A 24719-nucleotide genomic window follows, 5' to 3' on the forward strand; every position below is an offset into this window, starting at 1 on the left:
TTGAAATAATTGATAGAATAATGCGAATAGTGACATTTACTTTAAAACTGGGGTTTGTTGCCGTACTCATGCTGTTAAGTATACATGCCTTCCCTCAAGAATTGGCAAAAGGTTATGTTTTCAATGATGAAAATGGAAACGGAAAGAAGCAACGACGAGAGGCGGGGCTAGCAGGAGTCAGTATATCCAATGGCAAGGAGGTAGTGCAAACAGATGAAAATGGATATTATGAAATACCTATAAAAGATGGTCAATTACTATTTGTTATTAAGCCCTCGGGTTATCGTGTTCCCTTGGATTCTTTGAATAGACCCCAATATTTTTACATCCATAAGCCTTCAGGTTCCCCTGAATTGGTCTATCCTGGTTCGGCTCCCACGGGTGATCTTCCCAAAGAAATCAATTTTGCTTTGACCAAAACAGAGGAAAAAGAAGAGTTTACTGCATTGATCTTTGGAGATCCACAACCTTATACCTTAGAGGAAGTGGATTATTTTGACCGAGGGATTGTCAGTGAAGTGGCAGGTATAGAGGATGTGGTATTCGGACTTTCTTTGGGAGATTTGGTAGGGGATGATTTGACCCTATTTACTCCGTATTCTCAAGCGGTTTCCAGGGTGGGAGTTCCTTGGTACAATGTCATGGGAAATCATGATGAAAACTATGATGTAGCATCAGACGAACTCTCAGATGAAACTTTTGAAGCGAATTTTGGACCGAGTACCTATGCTTTTAATGTTGGCAAAGTCCACTTCATGGTGATTGATGATATCCTTTGGCCAGACCCTAGAGACGGTCAAAGTTATTGGGGTGGATTGAGAGCAGACCAGTTAGAGTTTTTAAGGAATGATTTGAAATTTGTTCCTAAAGACCATTTGATCGTGATGTCCATGCATATCCCGTTCGAGCAAGGAGACTCTTTCCGAGATCAGGATAGACAAGCGATTTTCGATATGCTGGAAGACTTCCCATATACCCTTTCCTTATCTGCCCACACACATCTTCAGAGGCAAGATTACTTCACCAAAGTAGAGGGGTGGAAGCAAGACACTCCACATCATCATTACAATGTGGGTACTACCTCAGGTGATTGGTACAAAGGAGTATTAAATGAAAAAGGAATTCCGGTCTCCACCATGCGTGATGGCACTCCCAAAGGATATGCATTTATTCATTTCACGGGAAATCAATACAAGGTGAATTATCAAGTAGCTGGAAAGTCCAATGCCTATCAAATGGAAATTTTTGCACCCAAGGTATTGGAGAAAGGGAAGCGGACTACTGCTGGAATTTTTGTCAATTTTTTCATGGGATCAACAGGAGATGAGGTCTTAATAGGCATTGATGGAGGTGAAATGAGACCGATGTCCTGGGTGGAAGATTACGATCCTGCCTACTTAATCGATTTGTATCAGTGGGACACGACAGAAACCCTTCTAGACGGAAGAAGACCATCCAACCCTGCTCAGAGTAAACACCTGTGGAGGATACCTATCCCAAATGGATTGGAAGCGGGAGAACATACTGTAAAAGTCCAAGCGACTGATCGTTTTGGACAGGTGCACCTAGGGACACAGAAAATAATGGTAGTAGAAAGGTAAGTTTTGGATCAGTTTAAAATGCCGGGTCAATCGTGGTCCGGCCTTTTTTACTACCTAGTATAAAACCCAGGATAAAAATGGTAAGCGTTCCCACGACTATTGTCATGTTGCTATGTAAAGGGTTTTGAAATGGAGCAAGGTCTCCTAATAGAATATAGGAGGATAAACTCATCCAAATAATTACTAAAACACCCACCGAAACAGCAATAGAAGCATTTCTGCTGTTGCATTTTTTCACCATAAAACCAAGAAGGAAAAGTCCCAGAATTCCTCCGCTGAAAATAGAAGCCAAAGCCCACCAAGCATCTAATGCGCTGGTTACTCCATTGAATGCCAGTCCTACCAAAATACTGAAAATTCCCATGATCAAGGATGCAAGCCAAAGCACTCTCATGGAAGTTTTTTCAGAGGGGTTGGGGTGAATGTATTTTTAAAGTGATCAGAAAGTATAACTGTGGCAGAGCTATTTACACTGGTGGAAACAGAACTCATCCCCGCAGCAAAAATAGAGGCAATCAAAAGGCCTGTAATCCCAGTTGGTAATTGGGATACGATAAAATATGGAAAGACCTTGTCTGAATTTGCTGCCCCTGAAATGTCTGAGGGAAGTAATTCCGGTTGGGCCTGATAATAGGCAAATAAGGCAGTTCCGATAAAAAGAAGATGGCAGAGACAGGAACATATAACAGACTCCCTAGCCAGGTTGATTTAATGGCTTCCTTCTCAGTTTTGGCACTCACGTACCGTTGTACATAATTCTGGTCTATTCCAAAATTCTGCAAGTTGATAAATAGACCATAGACTAGGATCATCCAAAAGGTCGAGGTAGTAAAGTCCAGGTCAAAACTTCCTAAACTGAATTTATTTTGTGAAGCAGCAATAGTAAATACTTCGTTGGCTCCTCCAGGGATATCAATAAAAATCACCAGCAGACAGGCCAAGGCACCAGCAATTAAGACGATTCCTTGAATGGCATCCGTCCAGATTACCGCTTCAATTCCACCAGACATGGAATAGATGATCACGGATATTCCCGTAACAGTGATAATCATTGGAATGCTCCAGCCAAACAAGGCATTCATCGGTAAAGCGAGGAGGTATAGGATGGTTCCCATTCTCGCCAGTTGGGTCAATAAATAGCAAATCGAAGCATAAATCCTTGCCCAAAGCCCAAACCGTTGTTCTAAATAATAATAAGCTGATTCGCTATTTAGTTTACGGTAAAGTGGGACAAAGTACTTGACAGCAATCAGGGCCGCCAAAGGAATGGATAAACTAAAAACAAATCCATTCCAATTGGATAAATAGGCGTTACCTGGTAAAGCCAAGAAACTGATACTACTTACAAAAGTTGCAAATATTGACATGCCTATTGCCCAAGAGGGAAGCCTTCCACCGCCAGTTGTAAAGTCCAATGCGGATCTTTTTCGAAAGGAGAAGGATAGACCAAAACCCACGATTGCTACCATGTAGATTAAAAAAACGACTAAGTCAAAAATGGGAAGATTCATAGGTTGATTGGGCTAAAAGTAAATCAGGTAGATAAAGCCATTTTTACAGCAGTTTTTACAGTTTCATATTTTTTCTTTAACGCAATTTTCTCCCCTTCATTAAAAGCACAAAGAGGAAGGGCTAGTATTCCCTGACACAATCCTTCAAATGAAAGTGAAGCTTTTAGTCCTTTCAAATAATTGGATTGGTAGGTGCCATGACTATATAGGTTTTTGCTTAAAAACTGAACTGTCTCATTGTAAAGCTTGATCTTTTCCAAATCTTGGTATTCAATCGCCTCAAAGAGTTTTACATACAAGGAAGGAAATAAATTGGCACCTCCGGTTACTCCTCCATGGCCTCCCATGTTCATAGTCTCTACAAGAACCTCTTCAGGTCCTACCAAAACCGTAAATTCAGGATCCTCACGAAAATTATCGCAGAGGCTTTCAAAATAGGTTAAATCACCAGAGCTATCTTTAATACCTATAATATTCGGATGCTTGGATAAGCTCATTACAGTTTCTAATTCCAGTTTAATTCCTGTATGGGATGGCATATTATATAGGTATAATGGTAACTCTACGTCGTCAGCAAGTTTGGAGAAATAGTAGACCAATTCATCTTGCCCGACATTCATATAAAAGGGATTTGTGGCTACTAGAATATCAGCCCCAGCGTTTTTTGCAACTTCAGCTAAGCCCAAACTTTCTTCAAAGGAGCAGTCCGTAATGCCTACTAATACTGGGATTCTATGATTTACTTGTTGGCAAGTTTGCTCGATGAGCTTCTTCTTGACTTTGGAACTGATACTTGGGAATTCACCGGTGGTTCCTAAAATAAAAATGCCATGAATTCCACCGGAAATCATATGCTCTAGAAGGAGAGAAAGACTCTTTTCATCGAGCGAAAACTCCGGATGGAGAGGAGTGATCATAGGAGGGATAATCCCTCGAAATGGCTTTGGAATAGGCATGATAAAGATTTGTGAGTTAGTTATTCAAGGGTTAGTGCAACGTACTTAACCTTCTCTCGATTATAGGTATAAGTCAAGTGTACGGTACCATCTTTCGCTTGAATGATGGCAGGATAGCTAAACTCACCTTTTGGTTGATCCTCTAAAACATGGATTTCTTCCCAATTCATCCCATCGCGAGACATCATCAATGAAAGTTTATTTCTACCTTCTTTGATAGGATTACACAATAACAATTGAACTCCATTTTGAAGGGTTACCGCATCAATTCCTGAGTTGTTATGAACCAAGCCTGTAGATTCTACGGTAGACCAGGATTTACCCCGTCCAATGACCAAGTGGTGCCAATTACATGCTCCTGAGTTCGGGCCAATAGTTGGAGCTTGCCATTTGGATAAGATAAAATGGTAGGTTGGATGGCATGGAAATCTCCATTGTCAATTTCATTTTTTTCCAGTCTTGTACATCCTTTGTTGTGGTTTCCACATGCATACTCCAAATGCCATTGGTTTCAAAGCTGCTTGGATGAAGTAAAGTGCCATCTGGCAATAAAACAGATTTGTTTTTCACGGGACCGAGCATTCCTGGAGGAATCTGAACTGCTTTTGACCAGGTTTTTCCGCCATCATCTGAGGTTTTATACAAGCCCCACCATTCTCTTGGATTGGGCCCTTCTTTATAGAAAAGTACGATTTGTCCGCTGTCTGGATTTCTATATAAAACAGGGTTCCAAGTTGGGTTTCTAAAGTCTTTATTTTCAATTCCGTCTGCAACTAGTACAGGAGTACTCCATGTATTGTCTTGGAGCATGGAAGTATAAATACTTACATCAGGATGCCGCTCGTATTGTCCACCAAACCAAGAAGCGAGAATTCCCTCTGGCGTTTCAACCAAAGTGGAGGCATGACAAGAAGGAAAAGGAGCCGTTTCATAGATGAATTCGGACTTTAAAATTTTGACCTCGATTCGTTCCTTCGGAAAAAATAAGGAGCTAAAAGTTGTGAATAAAAAAAGGCTCAAGAGGTATGGCATGAATGAATAATTTAAATGAGGTTGATTTGGAGTTTAAGCTAACAAAAAGCAATAAAAAGTTAAAAGAACTATCTTGTACTCACCTGAATTTATTTACTATTCAGGTCGATGAAATCCATGAAATGCTGCCAATCTTCCAAGGTTAATCCATGCTCCCCTTCTCGGATATGATAGCCCGCACGATCTTGGTGAATTGGGGTTTGCACATTTTCAAAATCCTCTGGAAATGATACTGATTGTTTGTAAATATCCGTATAGATCCTACTTCCAATTTGCATAGAAAGATATTCGCCTTTTGGATCGGCCCAAAGATCTCCTTTGGCACTCGAAATATAAATTGCCCTAGGTGCGATCAGCATGGCAAGCATATGTTGATCTATAGGGAGTAATTCTTCCTGGTTATTGTACTTTTTGAAATTGTCATTAAACCAATGAGGAAATGAATGATTGATGATGTTCACAGTTTCGCCAAATTTTCGACGCGAAAGGGCTGCTCCCCCACATCCGGATTCATTGGATATGACCACTGCCCATCTGGGATCATTGGCACCAGTCCATAAGGCAGTTTTGCCAGAACGAGAGTGACCTACTATCGTTGCCTTTTTTGCATCTATCAAAGGTCTTTGCATAAAATAGTCCATGGCTCTCATGGCTGCCCAACCCCAGGCTCCAAATGTTCGCATGCCTGCAGGGTTTTCTAGCTCCTCCGGATAGAGGGTGGAGAGAATCCCTTGAGTGAACCTTTCTGCATCATCTGGAGCTACTGTTTCGCCATGGAAAGATGCTGTGGCAAATCCTCTGCTTACCAATTCTTCTACCGGCCAATACCCATCTTCTGCGATTCTTCCGTCCTTATATTTTGCTCGATGATTAATTAAAAGAATAACGGGGGCAGGGGTATTGGTTGACTTCGGAAAAAACACATTGAGACGCATGGTATGGGATTTTCCATTTCTACTGACAGAAATATAAAGCTCTTTAAAAAGGGTAGTTTCTGGAAAAGGGTTGGGGTTCTCTGAAACTTCTTTATAGGAAATAGAATCGAAATCAGTTGGGATCTCACCATAGACTTCATCGGTAAAAGCTTTCAAAATTTCAGGTCTTCTAATACCTTCCCAATCTGAGACATTGTTGATGAGCTTTCCATGTTCGCTGACAAAAGGATCTGGTAAACTTAATGAAGGGACTGTACTTTCATCTTCATTCACTTTTTGCTGTGCCATGAGAATTGGGTTTTGTACAAGGAATAGGAGAGAGACAACTAAAATTGATTTGAGCATCTTGTTTTATTTTGAACTGGAACTGGTCAATTGTTCAGGGATGAAGTCTTCGAATGGATAAGCCCTAGGTAAAACTTCAACTCCACTGGTTACTTTCATGGGAGCTTCTCCTGCAAATGTGACCTCCATGAAATATGCTTGATAGCCATTATCTGGCTGTTTCATTTGATATTCATAAAGCCCCCTTCTTTGGACTCCAGGTTAATAAAACTCCATTTTGGACCAAAAACATCTACTCTGAAATCTCGGGCCTCTTCATTGGTAGCAGTCCATACTTTTACAGAAATAGGTTGGTTCTTAGGGTCTGCCTGAAAGCGAATAAACTCATCTTCTATCGCCCATTGGTAGCTTGGTCTCGTATGTTGATTTAAAACAGAAGAATAAAAAGAAATCATATTTGGGAAAGCATCTGATTTACTCAAATCATGCCCAAAATTTGGTACGTATTGCAGGTGTTTTTCTCCTTTTAAATCATTCCAATAAAATTCCCAACTATCCGGTTGGAAAAACTGATCTCCAGCTGCATTGATTAAGAGCTTTGGCATATCCAGGTCAGATAAGAATGAGTAAGGTTCTGTGATTTCCAATAATCGGTCAAACTCAGGTGTCCCCATCCATTCCATTACTCCCTCTCTTACATAATCATTAACCGCAGGTGCCCAAAAACCGTAATTTCTCCAATGATGTTTAAATGAGGGTTCCAGATTTAGCAAATCTATTACGATTGGGACAATTGCTACTACCCGATCATCTACAGCTCCAGTAGTCCAGGTAGTCCAGCCTCTCTTGGAAGCTCCAGCTACCACATATTTTTGGAGGTTCTTATCATAATAGGTTTTTACAAGTTCTGAGGTAGCATCCATCGCCAGTTTGACTGCTTTGGTCATGGGCAGTCTGGCAAGCCAAATTGCATCTTCATCTTTTGCCCCTCCTTCCAGAAACTTTTTCCAGCCGTATGAAATAATCTCGTCTTCATACCGCTCTCCAAAACTGTCATTGGCAAAGGTCAGGGGCTGAAATGGAATGTTGTGCACCTGTGCTACTATTGAATTGGTTTGAGTAGCAGCGGCAAGAATAAGTTCATCTGGGGCTAGAGGCATGTTGGTGTTCGTACTTCCACCGCCTACCCACATCATCCCAGTTTCGTAGGGTGTATCTCTTGGGACCACCACTGAAATCCAATGCCACCATTTAGTTTTATCCACCAGGTCCGGCGTCAACCAATGTTGTGAGGTCATTTTTAAAACATGGTAATCGTAATCGGTACCAGTGACCGTATGAACCACCTCAAATCCATAAGTGCTATCAGCGGCCATCACATACTCTTTGAGGATGCTTTCGTTTTTTTGTGGGGGAGTCGTTTTTGTTTCAACAGGCTGTTCACATGAAGTTATGAACAGCAACAGGAAGAAAGCAAAAATGTGTGAATTTCGGACAGTAGGAAAAAAATACTCATGCAGGTTTGGGTTTTTGTTATTGGTCTAAAATCTAATGATTTATGCGGGGATGAACAATCTAGATTTCTCGAAACTTGAAAGTAGTTCACAAATCCCATTTCCAATTATTGGGTCGATTGGAAATATTCCTCTAATTTTTACCTCCTTTTTGAAGATATGGACTACTGATCCTCTCGAATAATTTCCGGTATGGGTAGTCTTATTATAGTGAACTAAAACCTTCCATATATCCATGAGAGAATTGGATGAATGGGAAAAACCATAAACCATGAAAAGAAGATCTGCTGTAAAGGCAATGGCCTTAAGCTCCATTACACCTTTATTTTTTCCGCAAGGATTTACAGGTATCACCAGGCTGTTAGGCCCCACGAAAACTGCTTTTAAAAGCAATTGGGAAAATTGGCCAACTATGAAATGGATTGGCCCTGAATTTTGGGGGAACAGGCTACAAGATTGGGAATTAGTGGATGGAAAAGCATGTGCAGTGATTTCTGCTCCAAACCGTGCCTTACATATCTTAACCCATCAATTAGGAGAAGACCTTAGGGATTTTAATCAAGCGGTTACCCTCCATTGGGAGAACTCTGAATTAATAAATCATCCTGAGGCGTATGTAGGTTTCCGATTAGGAGCAAAAGGGAGATTCCCGGACTACCGATCAGCAGCAGTTTTTGGGGAAGGACTTGACTTAGGAGTGAATGGGGAAGGAAAAGTGTTTATAAGGGAGCAACGTTCCAATGAGAATTTAGATTTGAATCAACCTATTTTGCTTAGCCTTAAAGCAGAATATCAAGGGAATAAGTATACCCTGACATTGCTTGCCAAACAAAATGAGCTGGAAGTAAAAGTCGTTGACTCTGAGTTGGAATCAGCAAGTTTAGTGGGAAATATCGCTTTAGTAGCTCATTGTCCATCCGATTTAGGAAGTGAAAATCCACTGGTTTCAATTGGTGACTGGATGTTTAGTGGGGATAAAATTGAAGAGTATGCAGACCAGCTATTTGGACCCATTTGTTTTGCTCAGTATACTTTGCATGAGGGATTGTTGAAAATGACGGCTCAGCTAGCTCCGGTGGAAGAAATTGAAGGGGTCAACATCTCCTTGCAGATAAAGAATGGAATGCAATGGGAGACACTCCAGGAAGCAGACATGGATCCACTCGGGAGAATAGCCCAATTCAGGATTCCTGAATGGAGACACCATGAAACGATTGCCTTTAGAGTTCATTTGGAGATTCCTCTAAAAAACAAAATTCAGGATTTTGATTACTATGGTGAAATCGCCAAAGAACCAGAAGCCAAAGAAAATTTAAAGGTGGCAGTATTTAGTTGTAATGCCGATCATGGGTTTCCTGACCAAGAAGTTTCTTACCATGTAAACAAGCATCAACCCAACATGGCATTGTTTCTTGGAGATCAGTTTTACGAGGGAACTGGCGGTTTTGGAATTCAAACGGACCGTATTGAAAAATCAAGCTTAGATTACCTTCGAAAATGGTACATGTTTGGTTGGTCCTATCGGGATATTTTCAGAAGAATCCCTACCGCTTTTATCCCAGATGATCATGATGTCTATCATGGAAATGTATGGGGAGAAGGAGGTGAACATGCTCCTACCGACGAAGGCTGGGGTTATGTAGCACAAGACCAAGGAGGTTATAAAATGTCACCCCAGTGGGTAAATATGGTCCAGGCCACACAAACCAGCCATTTGCCAGATCCATTTGATCCAAGACCTGTCAAACAAGGAATCAACGTATACTATACTGACTGGAATTATGGTGGAGTGAGTTTTGCGATTTTAGAGGACCGTAAATTCAAATCTGCACCTAAAAATGTCCTTCCTGCTGAGGCAAAAGTTCAAAACGGGTTTATTCAAAATACGGAATTTGACATTAAAGAATATTACGATATCGATGCAGAGCTCCTAGGTAAACGACAAATGGATTTTCTTGAAAAATGGGCCGAGGATTGGGGAGCAAATATTCAAATGAAAGCGGTTTGTTCACAGACAAATTTCTGTACGGTAGCGACCTTACCCGAAGGAAGTATTATAGATGAAATTGTGCCCAGATTGCCTATTCCAGAAAAAGGAGAGTATGTAGATGGAGATGCACCAACTTCTGATATGGATTCCAATGGTTGGCCACAAAAGGGTAGGGATGAAGCCTTGAGGACCATTCGCAAAGCCTTTGCTTTACATATTGCGGGAGACCAGCATTTGGCAAGTACCGTTCATTATGGGGTTGATGAATTTAGAGATTCAGGATATGCATTTGCCGGTCCTGCTCTTAATAACTTATGGCCAAGAAGATGGTGGCCCCAAGTTTCTGCTGAGCATCAACCCATTCCTGGAAAAAATAAGAATACTGGAGATTTTATAGATGGTTTTGGGAATAAAATGACGATTCATGCAGTGGCAAATCCTTATAAAACCGGCTTTGAACCATCAAGAATTTATGACCGGGGAACAGGGTATGGCATTATTACGTTCAATAAGGCTGATCGAAAAATAAAAATTGAATGCTGGCCAAGAAATGTTGATCCAATAGCAAATCCATCTGGTCAATACGAAGGCTGGCCAATTGAGATCAGTCAGGAAGATAATTATGCCAGAAAAGCATTCGGGTATTTGCCAGAAGTTCAGGTAAAAGGTGCAGTAAATCCCCTGCTTCAGGTAGTGAATGAAAGCACTGGAGAACTCGAATATGCGATTCGACTCAATTCAATTAGTTTAAAGCCAAAAGTATTTTCAGAAGATACTTTTACGGTAAATCTCTTGGATGCTGATTCGGGGAAGAAAATTTCTATGGGACAAATAAAAATTTCTAAAGGGGGTGAATCCCCTCTATTGTTTGATTTTGCTTAAAACTTGGTGTAAGATTTTGCCCCCAAAGACTTGTGGTATTGGGGGCTTTTTTTTTATCCTTTAGGAGGCCAGTTCTTTTTGATTTCTTAAAATCTTCAAAATGGGCTTTTTCAACTCCTCACTTTTTTCCTGATCATAAGATTTGGTAATAAATAGACCTAAAGAGATCAACGCGAGATTTTTAATGATGTATTGTCCAACTAAGGTGGGGGTAAACCAGGTCTGCCAGATTTCCTCCGTCAATACCAATACCGGAAGAAAAGTAGTAGCCATATGAAAGAACAACAGGTATAAGGCTATTTTACTGAGTTTTGGGAAAAGCCAAAGAATGCCTAACAAACATTCAAACATTCCAAACCCCATGCAAAACAAGGAGAAATCAAACCAGGTGCCGAGAGTTTCTTGGAAGAGGTTTTCAACTAATGCCTCTGCGGGAGATAGTCCAAAGACCTTTAAGATTCCGAACCAGAAATAAATGATAAACAGGGAGAGGCGACCAATTTGTGATGTGATTTTCATGGGTATATTGTTTAGAATGGTGAAACCTAAACTTTCCCAATGAGCCATCCAATGACAAAAATCAGTTTTTGGATTTTTCTTGGCTTAATAATTATAATTAATGAAGGAAGGGGCTTTCACAAAATTGTCTGATTTTCTAAATCGGAGATTTTGGCGTAGCTTGAAGGAAAACTTAGAGCTTCCAAATTCATCCTCCGGAATATAGGTGCCTCTTAATTCGATGGTACCAAAAATCAGGTTTTCATTTCTAATTCTAAGTCCTGTACTGAAACCATAAAATTGGTGGGTGAATTTTATGCATGTCTGGCAATTTAAGGTAGCAGCATTGAGGGAAATAAAAGGAGCGATTCGGAAACCAATCAAGGACCATGGGGTATAGAGTGCTGACTCGATTCTTACAGAATATCGTTCGTCAGCCTCAATTTCTCTCACTCGAAGCCCCGGTATTAATGCAGAGTATATCTCTAGCCAATTATTAGCATACCTGTTAAATAGTTTCGTGTAAGTTAAGCTAGCGGCATTTCTAAGCTTGTAATTCCCCAAAGAAAAAACCCTGGTAAAGTAAGATATGGTGGAATAAATTACCCCGTCTTCAAGACTGGAATTTTTCATGAACGTTCCTGTATTGATACCCATTTCGTAAAAACTTCCAGATTCAAAAACACCTTTGTAATTGAGTTCTAATGCTGCATAAGGTTTATTGGCTCCCAGTCTTCTAACCCATCCTAGGGTAGGAGTGATGGTATAGCCATAGGGAACATCCTCGTTCTTCCGAATCCAAAGATGTATTGGGTCTTATAGAAATCTCGCTTGTAAAATGTCAATGCCGCCAAGACCCCATTGATATTGTTATAATTATTTTCTTTATAAAAATCCTCTTGATCTGGCTTAGTAATAAAGTATCCGTCAAATGCTCTAACAGCTAAAAAAGTACGGCTTCTTTTTTCTATTGGTTTATGGATGCCAAAGTTATAGCCTATCCAAAAATCGGCTAAGTTGTAATGATAGTCCAGAAATACGGAGTCAGGTCTTGAATAGACATTTCTGGACCAGTTTTTACTCCATTGACCTCCTCCGGCTAGTCTGGAATAAGGGGATACTAGTTTACGGTCTATTTTAATCCCTGTAGCGAATTCTCTTTCATCTCCATATGAAAAACCAGTATTCAGTTGGGTGTAGAAGATTTCCAAATCAGCAAAACTTCCTAGGAAGCTAGTTTTTTTAAAAGAGGTACTAAACCCTGTCCTAGGTTTTCTATCTGGGTCAAATAGCATGGTGACTTCCAGTCTTTGACCTCGACCATCCAAGTTAGCGTCATATAATGTGAATTTAGGTGCAGTTGGGATGGTTCCCCCTATGTTCATCCCTATACTGAATACATCCCTGGTGACAATTGTGATATCGACCGAATCAGTTTCTTCAACTGGAGTAATGACGAACCTTGATTCCAGAATAAATTCCTGATTTCGTAAGTGCCGTTCATTGTCTCCGAGTTTATAAGGGTTTATTTTCTCATTTGGCCGTATGAATAAATTTTGCCGAATGGTTTTTTCCCGGGTATTGGTATGAAGTTTATTGGCAGTCCTTCCTATTTTCTGTACAATGGGCTTTTCATTTCCATAGATGGATTTTTCAAACCCAATACTTTGCACATAGATATTTCGGATGATATTTCCAGAGTAGGGTAGAAAACGTTCATCACTTTCTTCGAGCAAGACACTATCACTCCCGGTCCTGGAAATCAGTTTTATTCCTTCCTCCAGGGCTTTTTTTGAAACAGAGGTCTTCGTACTATCCTTTTTGTCTTGTGCTTTAACCTGAACGCAAATAAGGAGTGAAAAAACAAGTATGATGAAAGCCCTCAAGATTTCAATTACGGATTAGTATGTTTTGGATAATTTACAAAAATACTAGGAGATTATATCTTACTATTTATAACCAATTGAAAGAGTAGATTATCAAATTAGATTACGGTATCAACGTTACCAAGAAAAAGTTTTAAAGACTATTTCAGTATAGTCATTCTTCTCATAAATGATACCTACCAGATTATTGCTGATTTCTACCAAATCACTATATCCTGTGTAAGAAGAATTGCTGGGATCTTCTATACCATCCACTAAAAGTGGTTTAGACCAGGTTTTACCCAAATCATCACTGAATTTTAGGCTCAGGTTATTTCGATGCGACGGATCGGAATTATTGGAATGAATTAAAGTAAAGGTTCCTTTAGAATCCCTCATGGAAATGATGGATCCCTGGCAAACAGGATCTGGTAGCTGTTCCTCAAAATATGCCTCATCCCAGGTTTTTCCACCATCCGATGAATAAGCAAGAATTCGCTGACGGATGTCTCCTTTTTGATTTTCACACTCATGATCATTCGATCATTAGGAAGTTCGGCAGCGATGGATTCATTGGATCCAGGGATTTTGACTGACTCGGAAATTTCAAATGTTTTGCCATGGTCATCTGTAAAAAAGCCATGGGCTTGGTATTCAGAAAAACCTTCTTGGGGATCACCTTTTGAATGATTGGCAGCTACAAAAATTCTTCCTTTGTATTTGCCTTCCTGAAATTGAAATGCATGTCCCGGAGTATTTGCATAATGCCTCCAGTCCTCTGGTAAGTTGTAATCTGAATTGAAAGAAGTATTATTCGGTTTGTGAGTTTGAAGGGTGATATTTTGGGGCTCCTCCCAGGTTTTTCCAAGATCGTAAGATTTCATCATCCAAACTTCTCTTACGCCTCGGCCCATCCGAATATCATATTCGTGGTTATTTCCTATATTATAAAACAAATACAGGACCCCTTCAGGGTAATTAGGATCAAATCTATCCACCACAGGAGCGGGATTCCCCGCCTGTAAGGAATCATAGTCCACCAAAATTTCTAATGAAGACCATGTTTTTCCAAAATCCTTGCTTCGCTTTAATACGAGGTTCACATCTCCATAATCATCACTGCCATTGACCCGCCCTTCCGCAAAAGCCAAAAGTTCTTGGTTGGGTAAAGAAATGATTGCGGGTATTCTATAAATTTTATGTCCTTCTGTGCCTCCCTTGAACACCATACTGTTAATCTGAGAGTGGCCTTGAAAATGAATTACTAAAAAGAGTACTGTGAAAAAGGAAATAAATCGAGTCATAGGGATTATTCTTAAAAGATTAGACGAAACTATAATTTTCTTTTCTTGGAGTGAGTTGATCTTGAAAATTATGATAAGATTACAGCTGTTTTATATGATTGTTATGATCAGTGATTAGAATAGTTCTAAGGATTTTGAACTGAAAATTAAAACTATTTTTGAGTATGAATAAAGCCAGTTTGATTTTTACCATTTTGTTTTTTGCCTATTCCATTTCGGTTTTAGCGCAAGAGGAACCCGATTTTAACATCCATTCTCATAACGATTACTTGCAAAAAGCGCCTTTTTGGGAAGCTTTTGGAGCCGGAGCATCCTCTATAGAAGTAGATGTGATTTTGCAGGATGGTCAATTGATGGCAGCTCATGAAAAAGAAAGTATCCATCCCTCAAAAACCATCCAGAGTTTATATTTGGATCCCATTAGAGAGGGACTTCAAAATGGGGTGATTGAGGAAATCAACTTTCATTTACTGGTAGATCTGAAAACATCTGCCTTGCCCACCTTAGAGTTGTTGCAAGAGATCATGAAAGGTTATCAGGACCTGGCTTATAGTAGTGATCATCCAAAAGGCTTGAAATTGATCATTTCAGGAAATAGACCTGAAGTGGAAGCGTATACAAGCTACCCAGAATGGATGTTCTTTGACTATCAAAGTAAAGAATTAACCCAGGAGCTTCCTTGGTCCAAAATCGGAATGGTGAGTTTGAGTTTTAGGCAATTTTCGATTTGGAATGGAAAAGGAAGGATGGTGGAAGATCAACGAGTGGGGCTTCAGAATTTTATTGACTTGGTTCATTCCTTCCATAAGCCCGTTAGATTTTGGGGTACACCAGATTCTAAAACAGCTTGGAAGGCTTTCTACGAAATGGGGGTTGATTTTATCAATACCGATCATCCCTATGAAGCCCAACAATATTTGAAAAACTTAACTTCTACCGTCTATCGGAACCCGTCTATTCAACCCACTTACACTCCAAATTTTCAGTTGGACGGAGTGGAGGCACCAGTTCAGAATATTATTCTAATGATTGGAGACGGGAATGGTTTGGCGCAGATATCCTCTGCACTATTTGCTAATGGAAATGCGTTGACCCTGACCAATCTTAAAAAAATAGGATTAGTTAAAACTCAGGCTGCGGATGATTTTACGACAGACTCTGCTGCAGGTGCCACTGCTTATGCTACAGGTCAAAAAACCAATAACAGAGCATTGGGGCTTGGTCCTGATGGGGAGGTTTTAGTGAATATTCCGGACATTTTGGTAGAGTATGGGTTCAATAGTGGGGTCATCACGACTGATCAATTGACGGGTGCTACCCCGCATCATTTTATGCGCATCATCCAGAAAGAGATGATTCAGAGCAAATCGCATCCTATCTATCAAAAAGTAAATTAGACCTATTTATAGGTGGGGGAAGTGAAAATTTTTCAAATGAAATCAACCATTTAAATCAGGCAGGTTTTACAATGATTGAAGACTTCAACTCGCTAGGTATGGATCGGGTGGGTTATTTTGCCGCTTCTGGTTCTTTGCCAAAAATGCTAGAGGGAAGAGGGGATTACTTAAAAAAGAGTACTGGTTTTGCCTTCGATTTTTTGAGGAAAAACAAGCTCCATTTTTCTTGATGATTGAAGCTGCGAATATTGATTCGGGTGGCCATTCGAATAGTGCTTCAACCATAATTTCTGAAATGTTGGATTTTGATCAAACGATTGGGAAAGTATTGCAATTTGCGGATGAGCATCCCGGTACCTTGGTAATCATTACTGCGGATCATGAAACTGGAGGTGTTTCTATTCCCCAAGGTGATATTGCAAATGCAACTCTTGAATTAGCTTTTCATTCTGATGACCATACTGGAATCATGGTTCCGATTTTTGCATATGGTGCACATTCCAGTGATTTCCAAGGGGTGTATGAAAACACGGAAGTGTTTACTAAAATCATGGGTCTGGTCCAGAAGTACCACCAGAGATAAGCATATATTACCTTCTTCCTACCAGATTGAAAGGAAGCATGAAAATATTTCTGACTAGGTCAAATGAAAGGTCTACCGCAAACCCTAGTAATCTAAAGGGTAATAAGAGTAACCAAACGATGGGGTAAAGAATTAGTGCGATGATGGCTAATGGCCAGCATAGGACAAATAATATGCACCAAAGTAAGAAGCTAAGCATGTGTTGATAGAATAGTTTACTTCAAGTTTGCAAAATATGTTCCATCAGAGAAAAAACACCTCCCCATTGAATGAGGAGGTGTTTTTAGAAAAGTCTATGTTCAATAATGGACAATAGTCTTATTCAAAATCGAACGAAAAACTCAATCTTATTTTCACTTGTCTTTCACTTCAAAATATCGTTTTAAAGTATATTCTGGCTGCCATCTATCTGGCGTTCTCACCAAGGTATCAGGATCATATCCCATTGGTTTGATGACATCTGCAGTAAGCTTGATCTTATCTTGAAACTTTTCTTGCCATTGTTGCATCAATTGAAGCATTTCAGCTTTTTTATCCTGGTATTCTGAAAGCTCCGCTAGGTTGTGGATTTCCAATGGATCATTTTCCAAATCAAAAAGTTGCGTATAATCTCTTTCAGGATATCTGATCAACTTATATTTTTTATTTCTTACCGCCCTTACGGTATGCTTATATGAAGTGTAAAGGGCATCTCTTACTCCATCTTGTTCACCTTTGATGACTGGAACTAGGCTAATACCATCGATGTCTTGAGGATCAGGGATTCCTGCCAAGTCAGCCAAAGTAGGATATAAGTCATGGATATAGGCAAAAGCATCCAACTCTTGATCTTGGGGGACTCCAGGGCCTTTGATGATCAAGGGAACTTTGGAACTATGCTCATAAAGACTCTGCTTTCCCAATAGCCCATGGCTACCTGCTGCTAATCCATTGTCCGCAGCATAGACAATAATGGTATTATCGTACTGCCCCGTCTCTTTCAGTGCGTTTAATATTTTGGCAATTTGCCTGTCTAAATGAGTTACCAGGGCATAGTAATCCGACAAAATCATTTGAATGACTTCGGGTTTTCTTGGCCACCCTGTTAAATTTTCATCCCTTACAGTCAACTGATCAAATTCGAATGGGTGATAAGGCATGTAGTTCCCTGGAAGTGGGAGTGTTCCGTCAGGATAAAAGTTGATGTAATTTGCCTCCGGGGAATAGGGGTCATGAGGTGCAGTAAATGCCACATAGCAAAAGAACGGTTGATCCGTATTTCTCTTCCCATGATCTTTAATAAAGTCAACAGCAGCTTGAGCAAACTGCTCAGTCGAATACCCTTTTTGAGTAGGTTCACCCAATTTACCATCTGCTCCATAATCTCTCAATGGAAGATCATAATGATCGGCCATCCCTCCCAAGTAAACATTTTTGGCTTCTTGAAAACTCGCCTCAAACATTTCCTTTTCATTGTGCCATTTACCTGTTCCAAAGGTTCTATATCCGGCACTCGCAAAGCTCATAGTCATGGTATGTTCTCCACTCAACTGATCATGAACTTTGTATAAGTTTTTGCCACTGAAAAGCATGGCTCTACTTGACATGCAAATGGCACCGTGGACACCACCCATGACATAGGCGTTGGAAAATCTGCTTCCTTCTCTCCCAAGCTGATCAATAGTCGGGGTTTGGATATATGGATTTCCATTGATGCCCAAGGCATCTGCTCGTTGATCATCAGCAAAAATGAAAAGAACATTGGGTTTAGGTTGTTGAGCATTTCCGATGAAGGGAAGAATCAACATAAACAGGAATAAAAAAGGAAGGCTAGAAGTTGTGATGAAGCGCATTTTTGAACTGTTTCTATCTTTTAGTGTACGTATTAAATTTGAAATTACTCAATTTTCGATGGTTAATGGAATTTGAATATTGAAAGAGCTTCCATCGTTTTTAGATCCCAAAGGATCCACAGCAGCTGCACAATACAAGACCAATGGAATACCTTCTTCATTTAACAAAAGTTGTGGACGTTCCAATCTATCCAATGAAATGACTTTTCCATTCTCCAGTTTGACTTCTCTTTTCATGAATAATGGATTTTCATTGGGAGTCCATTGAATCCCATCTTTTGAGTGGAGGATGGCTAAGGATTTTTGCTCTCCATTAGTGAGTTGACCGGTGAAATCCTTGACGATTGCAAAGAATAGCTGATGCTTTTTGGAAAACCATACATAAGGATCTTCGCTACTGGTAAAGCTGCCATCTGGCATTTTGATATCAAAAATAACTTCGTTTCTGGCTTTAAAAGGACCCAGTGGAGTCGGCCCAGTCGCCACTCCATGAACACCTTTCCATTCTGGCTCATAGATGTTGCCTTTGAAAAATAACAAGTACTCACCTGTGTTCGGGTTGAAGTCTACAGTAGGGTTTACTACAATGAGATTATCTGGCTTTGCAACCGTTCCAGCCGGGGAAGGGTTGACCACATGATCCGGCTTGACACGGGTTCTAGGACTTAATAAGGGTTTTTTTGGGCGATCGAATTTTCCTTTCAAAAGGTCTTCAAAGGAATCGAATTGAATCACGCCCATCTGTTGGCTTTGTTGAACTCTATTTCTCTTGTCAACATCTGGAGCAGTTTCTTCTCCTGGATCATTTCCTCCTATATAGTAAAGGTAGTAGCTTCCTTCAAACTCTTTCAGGTGCGGATTATGAACTCCCTGTGCATCCCAAGCATCTGGGTTTCCATCATATCTTGCTCCTTTTAAAACAATTCCTTTAAACTGAAAATTTTGATCAGGAGAGCTTGATACCGCATATCCAATTTTACTTTCCAAAAGCCAACTTGTAGAAAAGACATCTGTTTCCGGTCCACTTTCCCATAAAGCAAAAAGCATATGGTAATTCCCGTCTTTTCCCTTCACGACAGAGCCTCCCCATACAAAATAATTCTCCAGTTTTAGAACGGAGGGACCATCTAAGAATTGACTGACCCCATTGTTTTCAAGTTTGGCAAGGACAGGCTTCCCTTGTATACTTATCTGGGCATAACTGCAATTGAATGAAGCTAAGGCAAGGAAAGTTAAAAGGATAAAGAATTTAGGGGACTGCATGAAGGTTATTGAATTTGGTAATGGATATTCAGGTCGTTCTCTCGGACCTCTTTTAGTTTGTTGGCTAATTTGGATTGCATTTTTTGACCTCAGGAAGATATTCTGGAGAATTGGCCAGATTATTAAATTGCTCAGCGTCTCTTTTCATATCGTACAGCTCTATACCAGACCCTGCATCCTCATCGTATTGGATATATGCATAGTCTTCGGTACGAATCAAAAATGATTTCCCACCTTGAGTGACAGAAAATGCAAAGTCACGCACGTTTTTTCTGGGGTTTTGAAGTACTGGTTTCAGGTTTTTTCCTGGATTTCTTTAGGATAGGAAAGACCAGCCAGATCTGCCAATGTTGGGTATAGGTCTAATAGCTCTACAAAGGAATCCGATTGGCCCGGTTTCATTCCAGGAACCTTGATCATCATCGGGACTAGAACAGATTCTTCATGAAGGCTAACCTTCATCCAAAATTCATGTTCGTCTAAATGAAATCCATGATCAGAGGTGAATACCACAATGGTATGGTCTTCCAGGCCTTCCTCTTTCAAGGTGTTCAATACTTTTGCAACTTGAGCATCCATATAAGATACCGAGGCATAATAAGCCGCAATGGCTTTTGCTTTTGCACCTCATTCATTTCTGAATTGACACTGGTGACATAATTTATACCTCGTTCCGGGATATCATCCCAGTCATTTTCTACCTGCCTAGGTAGCTTGATTCCCTCATAAGGAAAAGGAGTGAAATAATTGGCTGGAGCTACAAAAGGAACGTGGGGCCGGACAAAACCAACTGCCAAAAAGAAAGCCTCTTCTTTGTGTTTTCTGATTAGTTCAGAAGCTTTTTCTGCTGTTTTACCATCCGAGTGGGCCAAATCATCTCCATCGGCTTGCACAATGGTCATGACATTGCCACCTTTTCTTTCAATGCTTCCATCTGGGTTGTTTTGAACCAATTCCGCTTTTCCAGGTGCAGTCCATTCTGGACCTTGGGAATTGAATTTCTCAGTCCAGGAAGCAGGATCGTCTTTTCCATCTGAACCTATTTCAATATCCCCCGGTACCCCCATGTGGTAGATTTTGCTTACTCTAGCAGTATAATAACCGTTTTGTTTGAATAATTCGGCCATAGAGGGTCTTTCTGGCCCTACATTTTCCCTCCCACTGACATAGCCATAGGTTTGGGTGGCGTTGGGATAATATCCAAACATAAAAGAAGCTCTTGAGGGCCCGCATACGGGATATTGGGTGTAAGCTTTGGTGAAAATCATGCTTTCCTTTGCCAATTGATCAATGGCAGGCGTTTGTGCAATTGGATTTCCATAAGCCCCTAAAGCAGTCGTAGTCAAATCATCTGAAATGATAAATAGTACGTTCGGTTTCTTTTTGTTCTGTGCTAATCCTAATTCTATAAATCCAATAGTGATTAAAATGAAAAAGGAGATGGACCTCCAAAAAAAGCGACTATTATTTTTTAGAAAGGATTTGCAAAAGAATGGCAAAGGAAGTGACATGTTCAAATAGTTCTTTTGAACCTGCTAAAATAGGCCAAATGAGAAGTCATCACTAATCAAAATCCCACTTTTTGGATAGCTGATTGGCAATTAGGGGCTAATTCTTTTTTTAACCTATTGTTTCTAAATGAATCAATAATTTTTCATATTTAATTTCCCTAATAACCTTTGTAGCTATGAATCTCAATCCAGCCCTGCTCTTTGGAGTTTTTTTAGTTCTACTAATTTCCTGTTCTCCTAAAGAGGAAACCCTATCCATTGATGTTCATTCTGTCACAGTGACTGGTGGGAAAATCTCCGGAAAATTGGTAGGTACTGATTCCATCAAAACATTTATGGGGGTTCCTTTTGCAGCACCTCCAGTGGGTGAGTTGAGATGGAAATCCCCGCATCCAGTTACACCATGGGAAGGTATTCGGGAATGTGTAAATAATCCTCCTTCTTCGATTCAGAATCCTCCGGTTCCATTTTTTGCATGGTCAGCGGAGTTTTTGATTCCACCTGCACCTATTTCAGAAGATTGCTTGTATCTGAATGTTTGGACGGCAGCAGCATCGCCAGATGAAAATAGACCGGTAATGGTTTGGGTACATGGGGGTGGGTTTTCAGGAGGATCTGGAACCGTTCCACTCTACGATGGGGTAGAATTGGCAAAAAAGGAATAGTCGTAGTGACCATCAATTACAGGTTAGGGGTATTAGGCTTTATGGCACATCCTGAGTTATCCAAAGAGTCCGCAAGTGGAACCTCCGGTAATTATGGAATTCTTGATCAAATCGCAGCACTCCAGTGGGTTCAACAAAATATCCAGCAATTTGGAGGTGATCCTCAAAATGTCACAGTAGCAGGGCAATCTGCCGGTTCAATGAGCGTCAATGCTTTGGTAGGTTCTCCATTGGCCAAAGGACTTTTTTCCAAAGCAATCGCCCAAAGTGGGGCCATGTTTAACTATGAAGGTGGAAGAGGGGGGTAAACAAAGAAATTGCCGAAAAAACTGGGGAAGAATTCATGTCAAAAGTAGGGGCCAAGAATATAGAAGATCTACGGGAAATGCCTGCAGATAGCCTTTTGAAGGCCGGAGGGGCATTTTGGCCTTACAAAGATGATTATGTGATTCCAGTTGATTTTGATGAGACTTTTAAAAAGGGTCAAGCTAATCCAATCCAATTATTGACTGGATGGAATGCTGATGATCATGTTTCTTTTGGAGGTTCTTTTTAAACCCAGCACAATTTAAGGAACAGGCTCAAGAGAAATATGGTAGCAAAAAGGAGGAATACCTCAGGCTATTTCCTGCAGAAAATGAGGAGGAGTTAAATGAGACCAGGAATACGATTTCTGAGCTGATGTTTGGGTATCAAAATTCTACTTGGGCAAAAATCCAGTCTGAATTGGCACCTGGCTCTTCTTATCTCTACTATTTTACAAGGGTGCCTCCCGGAGAACCGAATTATGGGGCCTTCCATTCCGCAGAATTTAGCTATGCTTTCCATACTTTGAAATACTGGGATAGACCTTTTGAATCAGTGGATGATAGATTGGAAAACATTATGTCGGAGTATTGGGTAAATTTTGTAAAAACAGGGAACCCTAATGGAGGGGATTTGCCAGAATGGCCTGTATACTCCAATCGAAATCCTCAAGCGATGGAATTGGGAGTCAATGTAGGGCCGATCAGTCTGCCACATTTGGAACAAATCAGGTTTATGCAATCCATTTATTTGAAGTAGGTTGAACATTAAGGGAAATGGACAGGGTTGAAATAGATGAAAATTTCAACTAGTTTGTTAACGAAATACGTTAATAGTTCGTAGTCATAAACACAACCACGTTTAACTCATGAAAAACCTGTATTTTCTCCCTTTTTTAGTTTTGTTTTTTACATTCAGTTCCTGCTCTGAGGATGAGGATGATATCAATGAACCAATTGTTGGAAAATGGTCACAGTCTTTTTTGCAGAGGAGTGGGATTTGGATGTCGTTACCACCCTGGAGTTTAAGTCGGATGGAAGCATGAGTTATTATGGTACTGTAAGAGAGCCTGGATCTGAAGTGGATCTGGGTTACCAATTTTTTGCAGAGGGCTCTTTTTTGATCGAGGAAGGACGGGTTTCTGTCCCAGATTTTCAATATTTTACTACCATGTATGTAACCAGTGGAAGCTATGCAGCGAAAGAGGAATTGTTTGAATCCCAAGCTTTTTTGGAAACAGGCCTTATGAAGTAATTGAGAATAATCAAGTGCTATTATTCCCTGGTGGTTGCGAAGGTGACATGTGTTCCCATGATGAGGAATTTCAAAGAATTAACTGAGCTGGTCCCAATCCACCACTTTTTCCAATAAGGACTTTTAATTTAAATAGGGCCTTCTGATCTGTAGCAGAAAAAATGCCAAGGGGATTAATGCTAAGAGTAGTCCTGGAATGCTGTAGATAATGGCTAAAAAGCTCCAAAAAACTCCATGTGGGGAGGGATTGAAATCGGGAGGTTTGTAATTTCAATCGGCACATGGCAATCAATCCTAAATTCAACCCTATCCAATAAATAGCCCAAATTAAACATCTCCATAATCCCCATGTTTCCAAGCCTTGAAACAGCATTAACCCTATTTCTGGAAGAATAAAAATACAGGTTGTACGAAGCTCATTTTTCAATTTGAATCCGAGAGAAAAAGGAAGGTTATTGAAAATACTTAATTCCCTATGGGTGAACTCAGATTTATCAAGCCATAATGGGAAGTGAATAAAACTGATAATTAACATGCCGAATAGTAGCCATCTTTCATCATAGCCTCCTTGATTGAAAGTGTAGAAAAATCCATTCATTACAAAAAGACTAAAAAGCTTACTTAGGAGTAATAGTAATGGTCTTTCTTCTTGAAGGTGAAAATAAAACCAAACGATAAAAGGGCGCTTCCTTTTAACTTTTTCACCACTCACCCCACTGTCAATTTTAAATTTTTTTATTTCTATAAACCCCAAGTAGAGATGAGCAAACCCTATTAAAAAGATAAAAACCAGAAGTAGAATTGATCTTTCCCAAAATCCCAAAACGATGCCTTGGTAGAGCACGATTAAGGCATAAAATAAAGGAAATAGATGGTTGGAAATCCAAACTGGAATCAGCCGTTTGCAATATTTTGACAATGACAAAAACGCCAATCTGGAGAAAATCCAATAATTGGGTCTTTGGATAAGTTTACGATAAAATCTGAACTGGAAAGCAGAAAATAGCACCCACAAACAAAGAAAAGAAACAAACCAAGCGGTTCTTTCCAAGATCTTTTCGGCAATCATCAAGTGCTGCCTCATTTCCATAAACACCCCAAACACTAAGGTTGTCAGGATGAAAAAACCCATATTGGCCTTATAAAAAGGGATGGTAAAGGATTTTTGAAAAAGCTTATTCATGAGGATCAATCAAATGCCCATTTTCCATGCTGGTGGTAGAGGAATAATCAAATAATTCTTCAAAATCAGCCAAGTGGGAGGTGATCAGAAAGCTACATTCTTCTAATCTGCGGAGTATTAATTTTTGGAGGCTTTTCTGAGTATCCAAGTCAATAGTGGTAAAAGGCTCGTCCAATATGATCAGTTGGGGTTTACCTAAAAAAGCCAGAATCAACCCGGTCTTTTTCAACATACCAGATGAGTAAGATGCAATAGGTTGGCTCGCATACTCCCCAATGCCAAGTATTTCTTTTAATTCTGTTACCTGGTTGGGATTGAAGGGAGTTACAGTAGATGTGAATAAAATCAACTC

General features: G+C 40.1%; 25 protein-coding genes and 3 pseudogenes. 8 read left to right on the forward strand and 20 right to left on the reverse strand.

Features of this window, described 5'->3' with window-relative positions; all coding sequences use genetic code 11:
• The first annotated feature begins 20 nt into the window (after positions 1–20).
• Positions 21–1601: a calcineurin-like phosphoesterase C-terminal domain-containing protein gene (locus V8V91_RS21590; RefSeq protein ID WP_373397153.1), complete on the forward strand. Its 1581-nt coding sequence runs from the start codon at positions 21–23 to the stop codon at positions 1599–1601.
• A gap of 13 nt (positions 1602–1614) precedes the next feature.
• On the opposite strand, the pseudogene V8V91_RS21595 reads toward V8V91_RS21590, so the two are convergent.
• The 8 genes and pseudogenes from V8V91_RS21595 to V8V91_RS21630 all read right to left on the reverse strand — a co-directional run bounded on the left by V8V91_RS21595 (position 1615) and on the right by V8V91_RS21630 (position 8227).
• A pseudogene (locus V8V91_RS21595) lies at positions 1615–3112 on the reverse strand (sodium:solute symporter).
• 23 nt (positions 3113–3135) lie between these two features.
• The gene (locus V8V91_RS21600) at positions 3136–4068 is read right to left on the reverse strand and encodes a dihydrodipicolinate synthase family protein (protein WP_373397154.1); all 933 of its coding nucleotides are present in this window, start codon (positions 4066–4068) and stop codon (positions 3136–3138) included.
• 20 nt (positions 4069–4088) lie between these two features.
• Positions 4089–4406, reverse strand: coding sequence for an exo-alpha-sialidase (locus tag V8V91_RS21605; RefSeq protein ID WP_373397155.1), 318 nt, complete (start codon positions 4404–4406; stop codon positions 4089–4091).
• A gap of 10 nt (positions 4407–4416) precedes the next feature.
• Positions 4417–5100: an exo-alpha-sialidase gene (locus V8V91_RS21610; RefSeq protein ID WP_373397156.1), complete on the reverse strand. Its 684-nt coding sequence runs from the start codon at positions 5098–5100 to the stop codon at positions 4417–4419.
• Positions 5101–5189: 89 nt separating this feature from the next.
• On the reverse strand, positions 5190–6323 hold the full coding sequence (locus tag V8V91_RS21615; protein WP_373397157.1) for an alpha/beta hydrolase family protein: 1134 nt from the start codon (positions 6321–6323) through the stop codon (positions 5190–5192).
• Positions 6324–6386: 63 nt separating this feature from the next.
• Positions 6387–6545, reverse strand: coding sequence for a hypothetical protein (locus V8V91_RS21620; protein ID WP_373397158.1), 159 nt, complete (start codon positions 6543–6545; stop codon positions 6387–6389).
• Positions 6542–7696 carry a PhoPQ-activated pathogenicity-related family protein gene (locus tag V8V91_RS21625; RefSeq protein WP_373400779.1) on the reverse strand — a complete coding sequence of 385 codons (1155 nt, stop codon included), beginning with the start codon at positions 7694–7696 and terminating at the stop codon, positions 6542–6544. The genes V8V91_RS21620 and V8V91_RS21625 overlap by 4 nt, the downstream gene beginning before the upstream one ends.
• Positions 7697–7876: 180 nt before the next feature.
• Positions 7877–8227: a hypothetical protein gene (locus V8V91_RS21630; RefSeq protein ID WP_373397159.1), complete on the reverse strand. Its 351-nt coding sequence runs from the start codon at positions 8225–8227 to the stop codon at positions 7877–7879.
• 19 nt (positions 8228–8246) lie between these two features.
• On the opposite strand from V8V91_RS21630, the gene V8V91_RS21635 reads away from it, so the two are divergent.
• Positions 8247–10706 (forward strand): alkaline phosphatase D family protein, encoded by a 2460-nt coding sequence (locus V8V91_RS21635; protein ID WP_373397160.1) that lies wholly within the window; start codon positions 8247–8249, stop codon positions 10704–10706.
• A 60-nt stretch (positions 10707–10766) separates the two neighbouring features.
• On the opposite strand, the gene V8V91_RS21640 is transcribed toward V8V91_RS21635, so the two are convergent.
• The 5 genes from V8V91_RS21640 to V8V91_RS21660 form a co-directional block, all read right to left on the reverse strand.
• Positions 10767–11225, reverse strand: a complete 459-nt coding sequence (locus V8V91_RS21640) for a hypothetical protein (RefSeq protein WP_373397162.1) — start codon at positions 11223–11225, stop codon at positions 10767–10769.
• A gap of 84 nt (positions 11226–11309) precedes the next feature.
• Positions 11310–11837 carry a hypothetical protein gene (locus V8V91_RS21645; RefSeq protein ID WP_373397163.1) on the reverse strand — a complete coding sequence of 176 codons (528 nt, stop codon included), beginning with the start codon at positions 11835–11837 and terminating at the stop codon, positions 11310–11312.
• A gap of 113 nt (positions 11838–11950) precedes the next feature.
• Positions 11951–13090: a hypothetical protein gene (locus V8V91_RS21650; protein WP_373397164.1), complete on the reverse strand. Its 1140-nt coding sequence runs from the start codon at positions 13088–13090 to the stop codon at positions 11951–11953.
• A 117-nt stretch (positions 13091–13207) separates the two neighbouring features.
• The gene (locus V8V91_RS21655; RefSeq protein WP_373400780.1) at positions 13208–13576 is read right to left on the reverse strand and encodes an exo-alpha-sialidase; all 369 of its coding nucleotides are present in this window, start codon (positions 13574–13576) and stop codon (positions 13208–13210) included.
• Positions 13465–14373 (reverse strand): exo-alpha-sialidase, encoded by a 909-nt coding sequence (locus V8V91_RS21660; protein ID WP_373397165.1) that lies wholly within the window; start codon positions 14371–14373, stop codon positions 13465–13467. Before V8V91_RS21660 ends, V8V91_RS21655 begins: the two co-directional genes overlap by 112 nt.
• A gap of 164 nt (positions 14374–14537) precedes the next feature.
• On the opposite strand from V8V91_RS21660, the gene V8V91_RS21665 reads away from it, so the two are divergent.
• A complete protein-coding gene (locus tag V8V91_RS21665) occupies positions 14538–15770 on the forward strand; it encodes an alkaline phosphatase (RefSeq protein WP_373397166.1) in 1233 nt (410 codons plus the stop codon).
• Between the two features lie 229 nt (positions 15771–15999).
• Positions 16000–16353 (forward strand): alkaline phosphatase, encoded by a 354-nt coding sequence (locus tag V8V91_RS21670; protein ID WP_373400781.1) that lies wholly within the window; start codon positions 16000–16002, stop codon positions 16351–16353.
• Between the two features lie 353 nt (positions 16354–16706).
• Here V8V91_RS21670 and V8V91_RS21675 read toward each other — a convergent pair whose 3' ends face one another.
• The 5 genes from V8V91_RS21675 to V8V91_RS21695 form a co-directional block, all read right to left on the reverse strand.
• Entirely contained in the window at positions 16707–18185 is a 1479-nt protein-coding gene (locus V8V91_RS21675; protein ID WP_373397167.1) for a sulfatase-like hydrolase/transferase, read from the reverse strand.
• Positions 18186–18233: 48 nt separating this feature from the next.
• Positions 18234–19448, reverse strand: coding sequence for a glycoside hydrolase family protein (locus tag V8V91_RS21680; RefSeq protein ID WP_373397168.1), 1215 nt, complete (start codon positions 19446–19448; stop codon positions 18234–18236).
• A 64-nt stretch (positions 19449–19512) separates the two neighbouring features.
• Complete coding sequence (locus V8V91_RS21685; protein WP_373397169.1) at positions 19513–19713, reverse strand: hypothetical protein; 201 nt, start codon at positions 19711–19713, stop codon at positions 19513–19515.
• 29 nt (positions 19714–19742) lie between these two features.
• Positions 19743–20027, reverse strand: coding sequence for a sulfatase-like hydrolase/transferase (locus tag V8V91_RS21690; protein WP_373397170.1), 285 nt, complete (start codon positions 20025–20027; stop codon positions 19743–19745).
• Positions 20000–20959 carry a sulfatase-like hydrolase/transferase gene (locus V8V91_RS21695; RefSeq protein WP_373397171.1) on the reverse strand — a complete coding sequence of 320 codons (960 nt, stop codon included), beginning with the start codon at positions 20957–20959 and terminating at the stop codon, positions 20000–20002. Before V8V91_RS21695 ends, V8V91_RS21690 begins: the two co-directional genes overlap by 28 nt.
• 176 nt (positions 20960–21135) lie before the next feature.
• Between V8V91_RS21695 and V8V91_RS21700 the strand changes: the two are divergent.
• From V8V91_RS21700 to V8V91_RS21715, 4 genes and pseudogenes are all read left to right on the forward strand, one after another.
• A pseudogene (locus V8V91_RS21700) lies at positions 21136–21932 on the forward strand (carboxylesterase family protein).
• Between the two features lie 35 nt (positions 21933–21967).
• Entirely contained in the window at positions 21968–22180 is a 213-nt protein-coding gene (locus tag V8V91_RS21705) for a hypothetical protein (protein WP_373397172.1), read from the forward strand.
• Between the two features lie 59 nt (positions 22181–22239).
• Positions 22240–22689: pseudogene (locus tag V8V91_RS21710) on the forward strand (carboxylesterase family protein); the annotation flags it as partial.
• A gap of 207 nt (positions 22690–22896) precedes the next feature.
• Positions 22897–23184: a hypothetical protein gene (locus V8V91_RS21715; RefSeq protein ID WP_373397173.1), complete on the forward strand. Its 288-nt coding sequence runs from the start codon at positions 22897–22899 to the stop codon at positions 23182–23184.
• Between the two features lie 70 nt (positions 23185–23254).
• On the opposite strand, the gene V8V91_RS21720 is transcribed toward V8V91_RS21715, so the two are convergent.
• Together V8V91_RS21720 and V8V91_RS21725 are read right to left on the reverse strand one after the other, a co-directional pair.
• On the reverse strand, positions 23255–24367 hold the full coding sequence (locus V8V91_RS21720) for a hypothetical protein (protein WP_373397174.1): 1113 nt from the start codon (positions 24365–24367) through the stop codon (positions 23255–23257).
• Positions 24360–24716: an AAA family ATPase gene (locus V8V91_RS21725; protein WP_373397175.1), complete on the reverse strand. Its 357-nt coding sequence runs from the start codon at positions 24714–24716 to the stop codon at positions 24360–24362. Before V8V91_RS21725 ends, V8V91_RS21720 begins: the two co-directional genes overlap by 8 nt.
• Positions 24717–24719 lie beyond the last annotated feature (3 nt).

Origin of the sequence: Algoriphagus halophilus, from assembly GCF_041729275.1 — a bacterium.
Taxonomy (GTDB): Bacteria; Bacteroidota; Bacteroidia; order Cytophagales; family Cyclobacteriaceae; genus Algoriphagus; species Algoriphagus halophilus_A.

Coding starts and splice junctions, on each gene's coding strand:
- V8V91_RS21695 (WP_373397171.1), bottom strand. CDS start 20,959: ATGTCACTTCCTTTGCCATTCTTTTGCAAATCCTTTCTAAAAAATAAT.
- V8V91_RS21705 (WP_373397172.1), top strand. CDS start 21,968: ATGTCAAAAGTAGGGGCCAAGAATATAGAAGATCTACGGGAAATGCCT.
- V8V91_RS21615 (WP_373397157.1), bottom strand. CDS start 6,323: ATGGCACAGCAAAAAGTGAATGAAGATGAAAGTACAGTCCCTTCATTA.
- V8V91_RS21610 (WP_373397156.1), bottom strand. CDS start 5,100: ATGCCATACCTCTTGAGCCTTTTTTTATTCACAACTTTTAGCTCCTTA.
- V8V91_RS21720 (WP_373397174.1), bottom strand. CDS start 24,367: ATGAATAAGCTTTTTCAAAAATCCTTTACCATCCCTTTTTATAAGGCC.
- V8V91_RS21665 (WP_373397166.1), top strand. CDS start 14,538: ATGAATAAAGCCAGTTTGATTTTTACCATTTTGTTTTTTGCCTATTCC.
- V8V91_RS21660 (WP_373397165.1), bottom strand. CDS start 14,373: ATGACTCGATTTATTTCCTTTTTCACAGTACTCTTTTTAGTAATTCAT.
- V8V91_RS21680 (WP_373397168.1), bottom strand. CDS start 19,448: ATGCAGTCCCCTAAATTCTTTATCCTTTTAACTTTCCTTGCCTTAGCT.
- V8V91_RS21625 (WP_373400779.1), bottom strand. CDS start 7,696: ATGGCCGCTGATAGCACTTATGGATTTGAGGTGGTTCATACGGTCACT.
- V8V91_RS21675 (WP_373397167.1), bottom strand. CDS start 18,185: ATGCGCTTCATCACAACTTCTAGCCTTCCTTTTTTATTCCTGTTTATG.
- V8V91_RS21715 (WP_373397173.1), top strand. CDS start 22,897: ATGGTCACAGTCTTTTTTGCAGAGGAGTGGGATTTGGATGTCGTTACC.
- V8V91_RS21640 (WP_373397162.1), bottom strand. CDS start 11,225: ATGAAAATCACATCACAAATTGGTCGCCTCTCCCTGTTTATCATTTAT.
- V8V91_RS21620 (WP_373397158.1), bottom strand. CDS start 6,545: ATGAAACAGCCAGATAATGGCTATCAAGCATATTTCATGGAGGTCACA.
- V8V91_RS21670 (WP_373400781.1), top strand. CDS start 16,000: ATGATTGAAGCTGCGAATATTGATTCGGGTGGCCATTCGAATAGTGCT.
- V8V91_RS21600 (WP_373397154.1), bottom strand. CDS start 4,068: ATGCCTATTCCAAAGCCATTTCGAGGGATTATCCCTCCTATGATCACT.
- V8V91_RS21590 (WP_373397153.1), top strand. CDS start 21: ATGCGAATAGTGACATTTACTTTAAAACTGGGGTTTGTTGCCGTACTC.
- V8V91_RS21690 (WP_373397170.1), bottom strand. CDS start 20,027: ATGGATGCTCAAGTTGCAAAAGTATTGAACACCTTGAAAGAGGAAGGC.
- V8V91_RS21645 (WP_373397163.1), bottom strand. CDS start 11,837: ATGAAAAATTCCAGTCTTGAAGACGGGGTAATTTATTCCACCATATCT.
- V8V91_RS21635 (WP_373397160.1), top strand. CDS start 8,247: ATGAAATGGATTGGCCCTGAATTTTGGGGGAACAGGCTACAAGATTGG.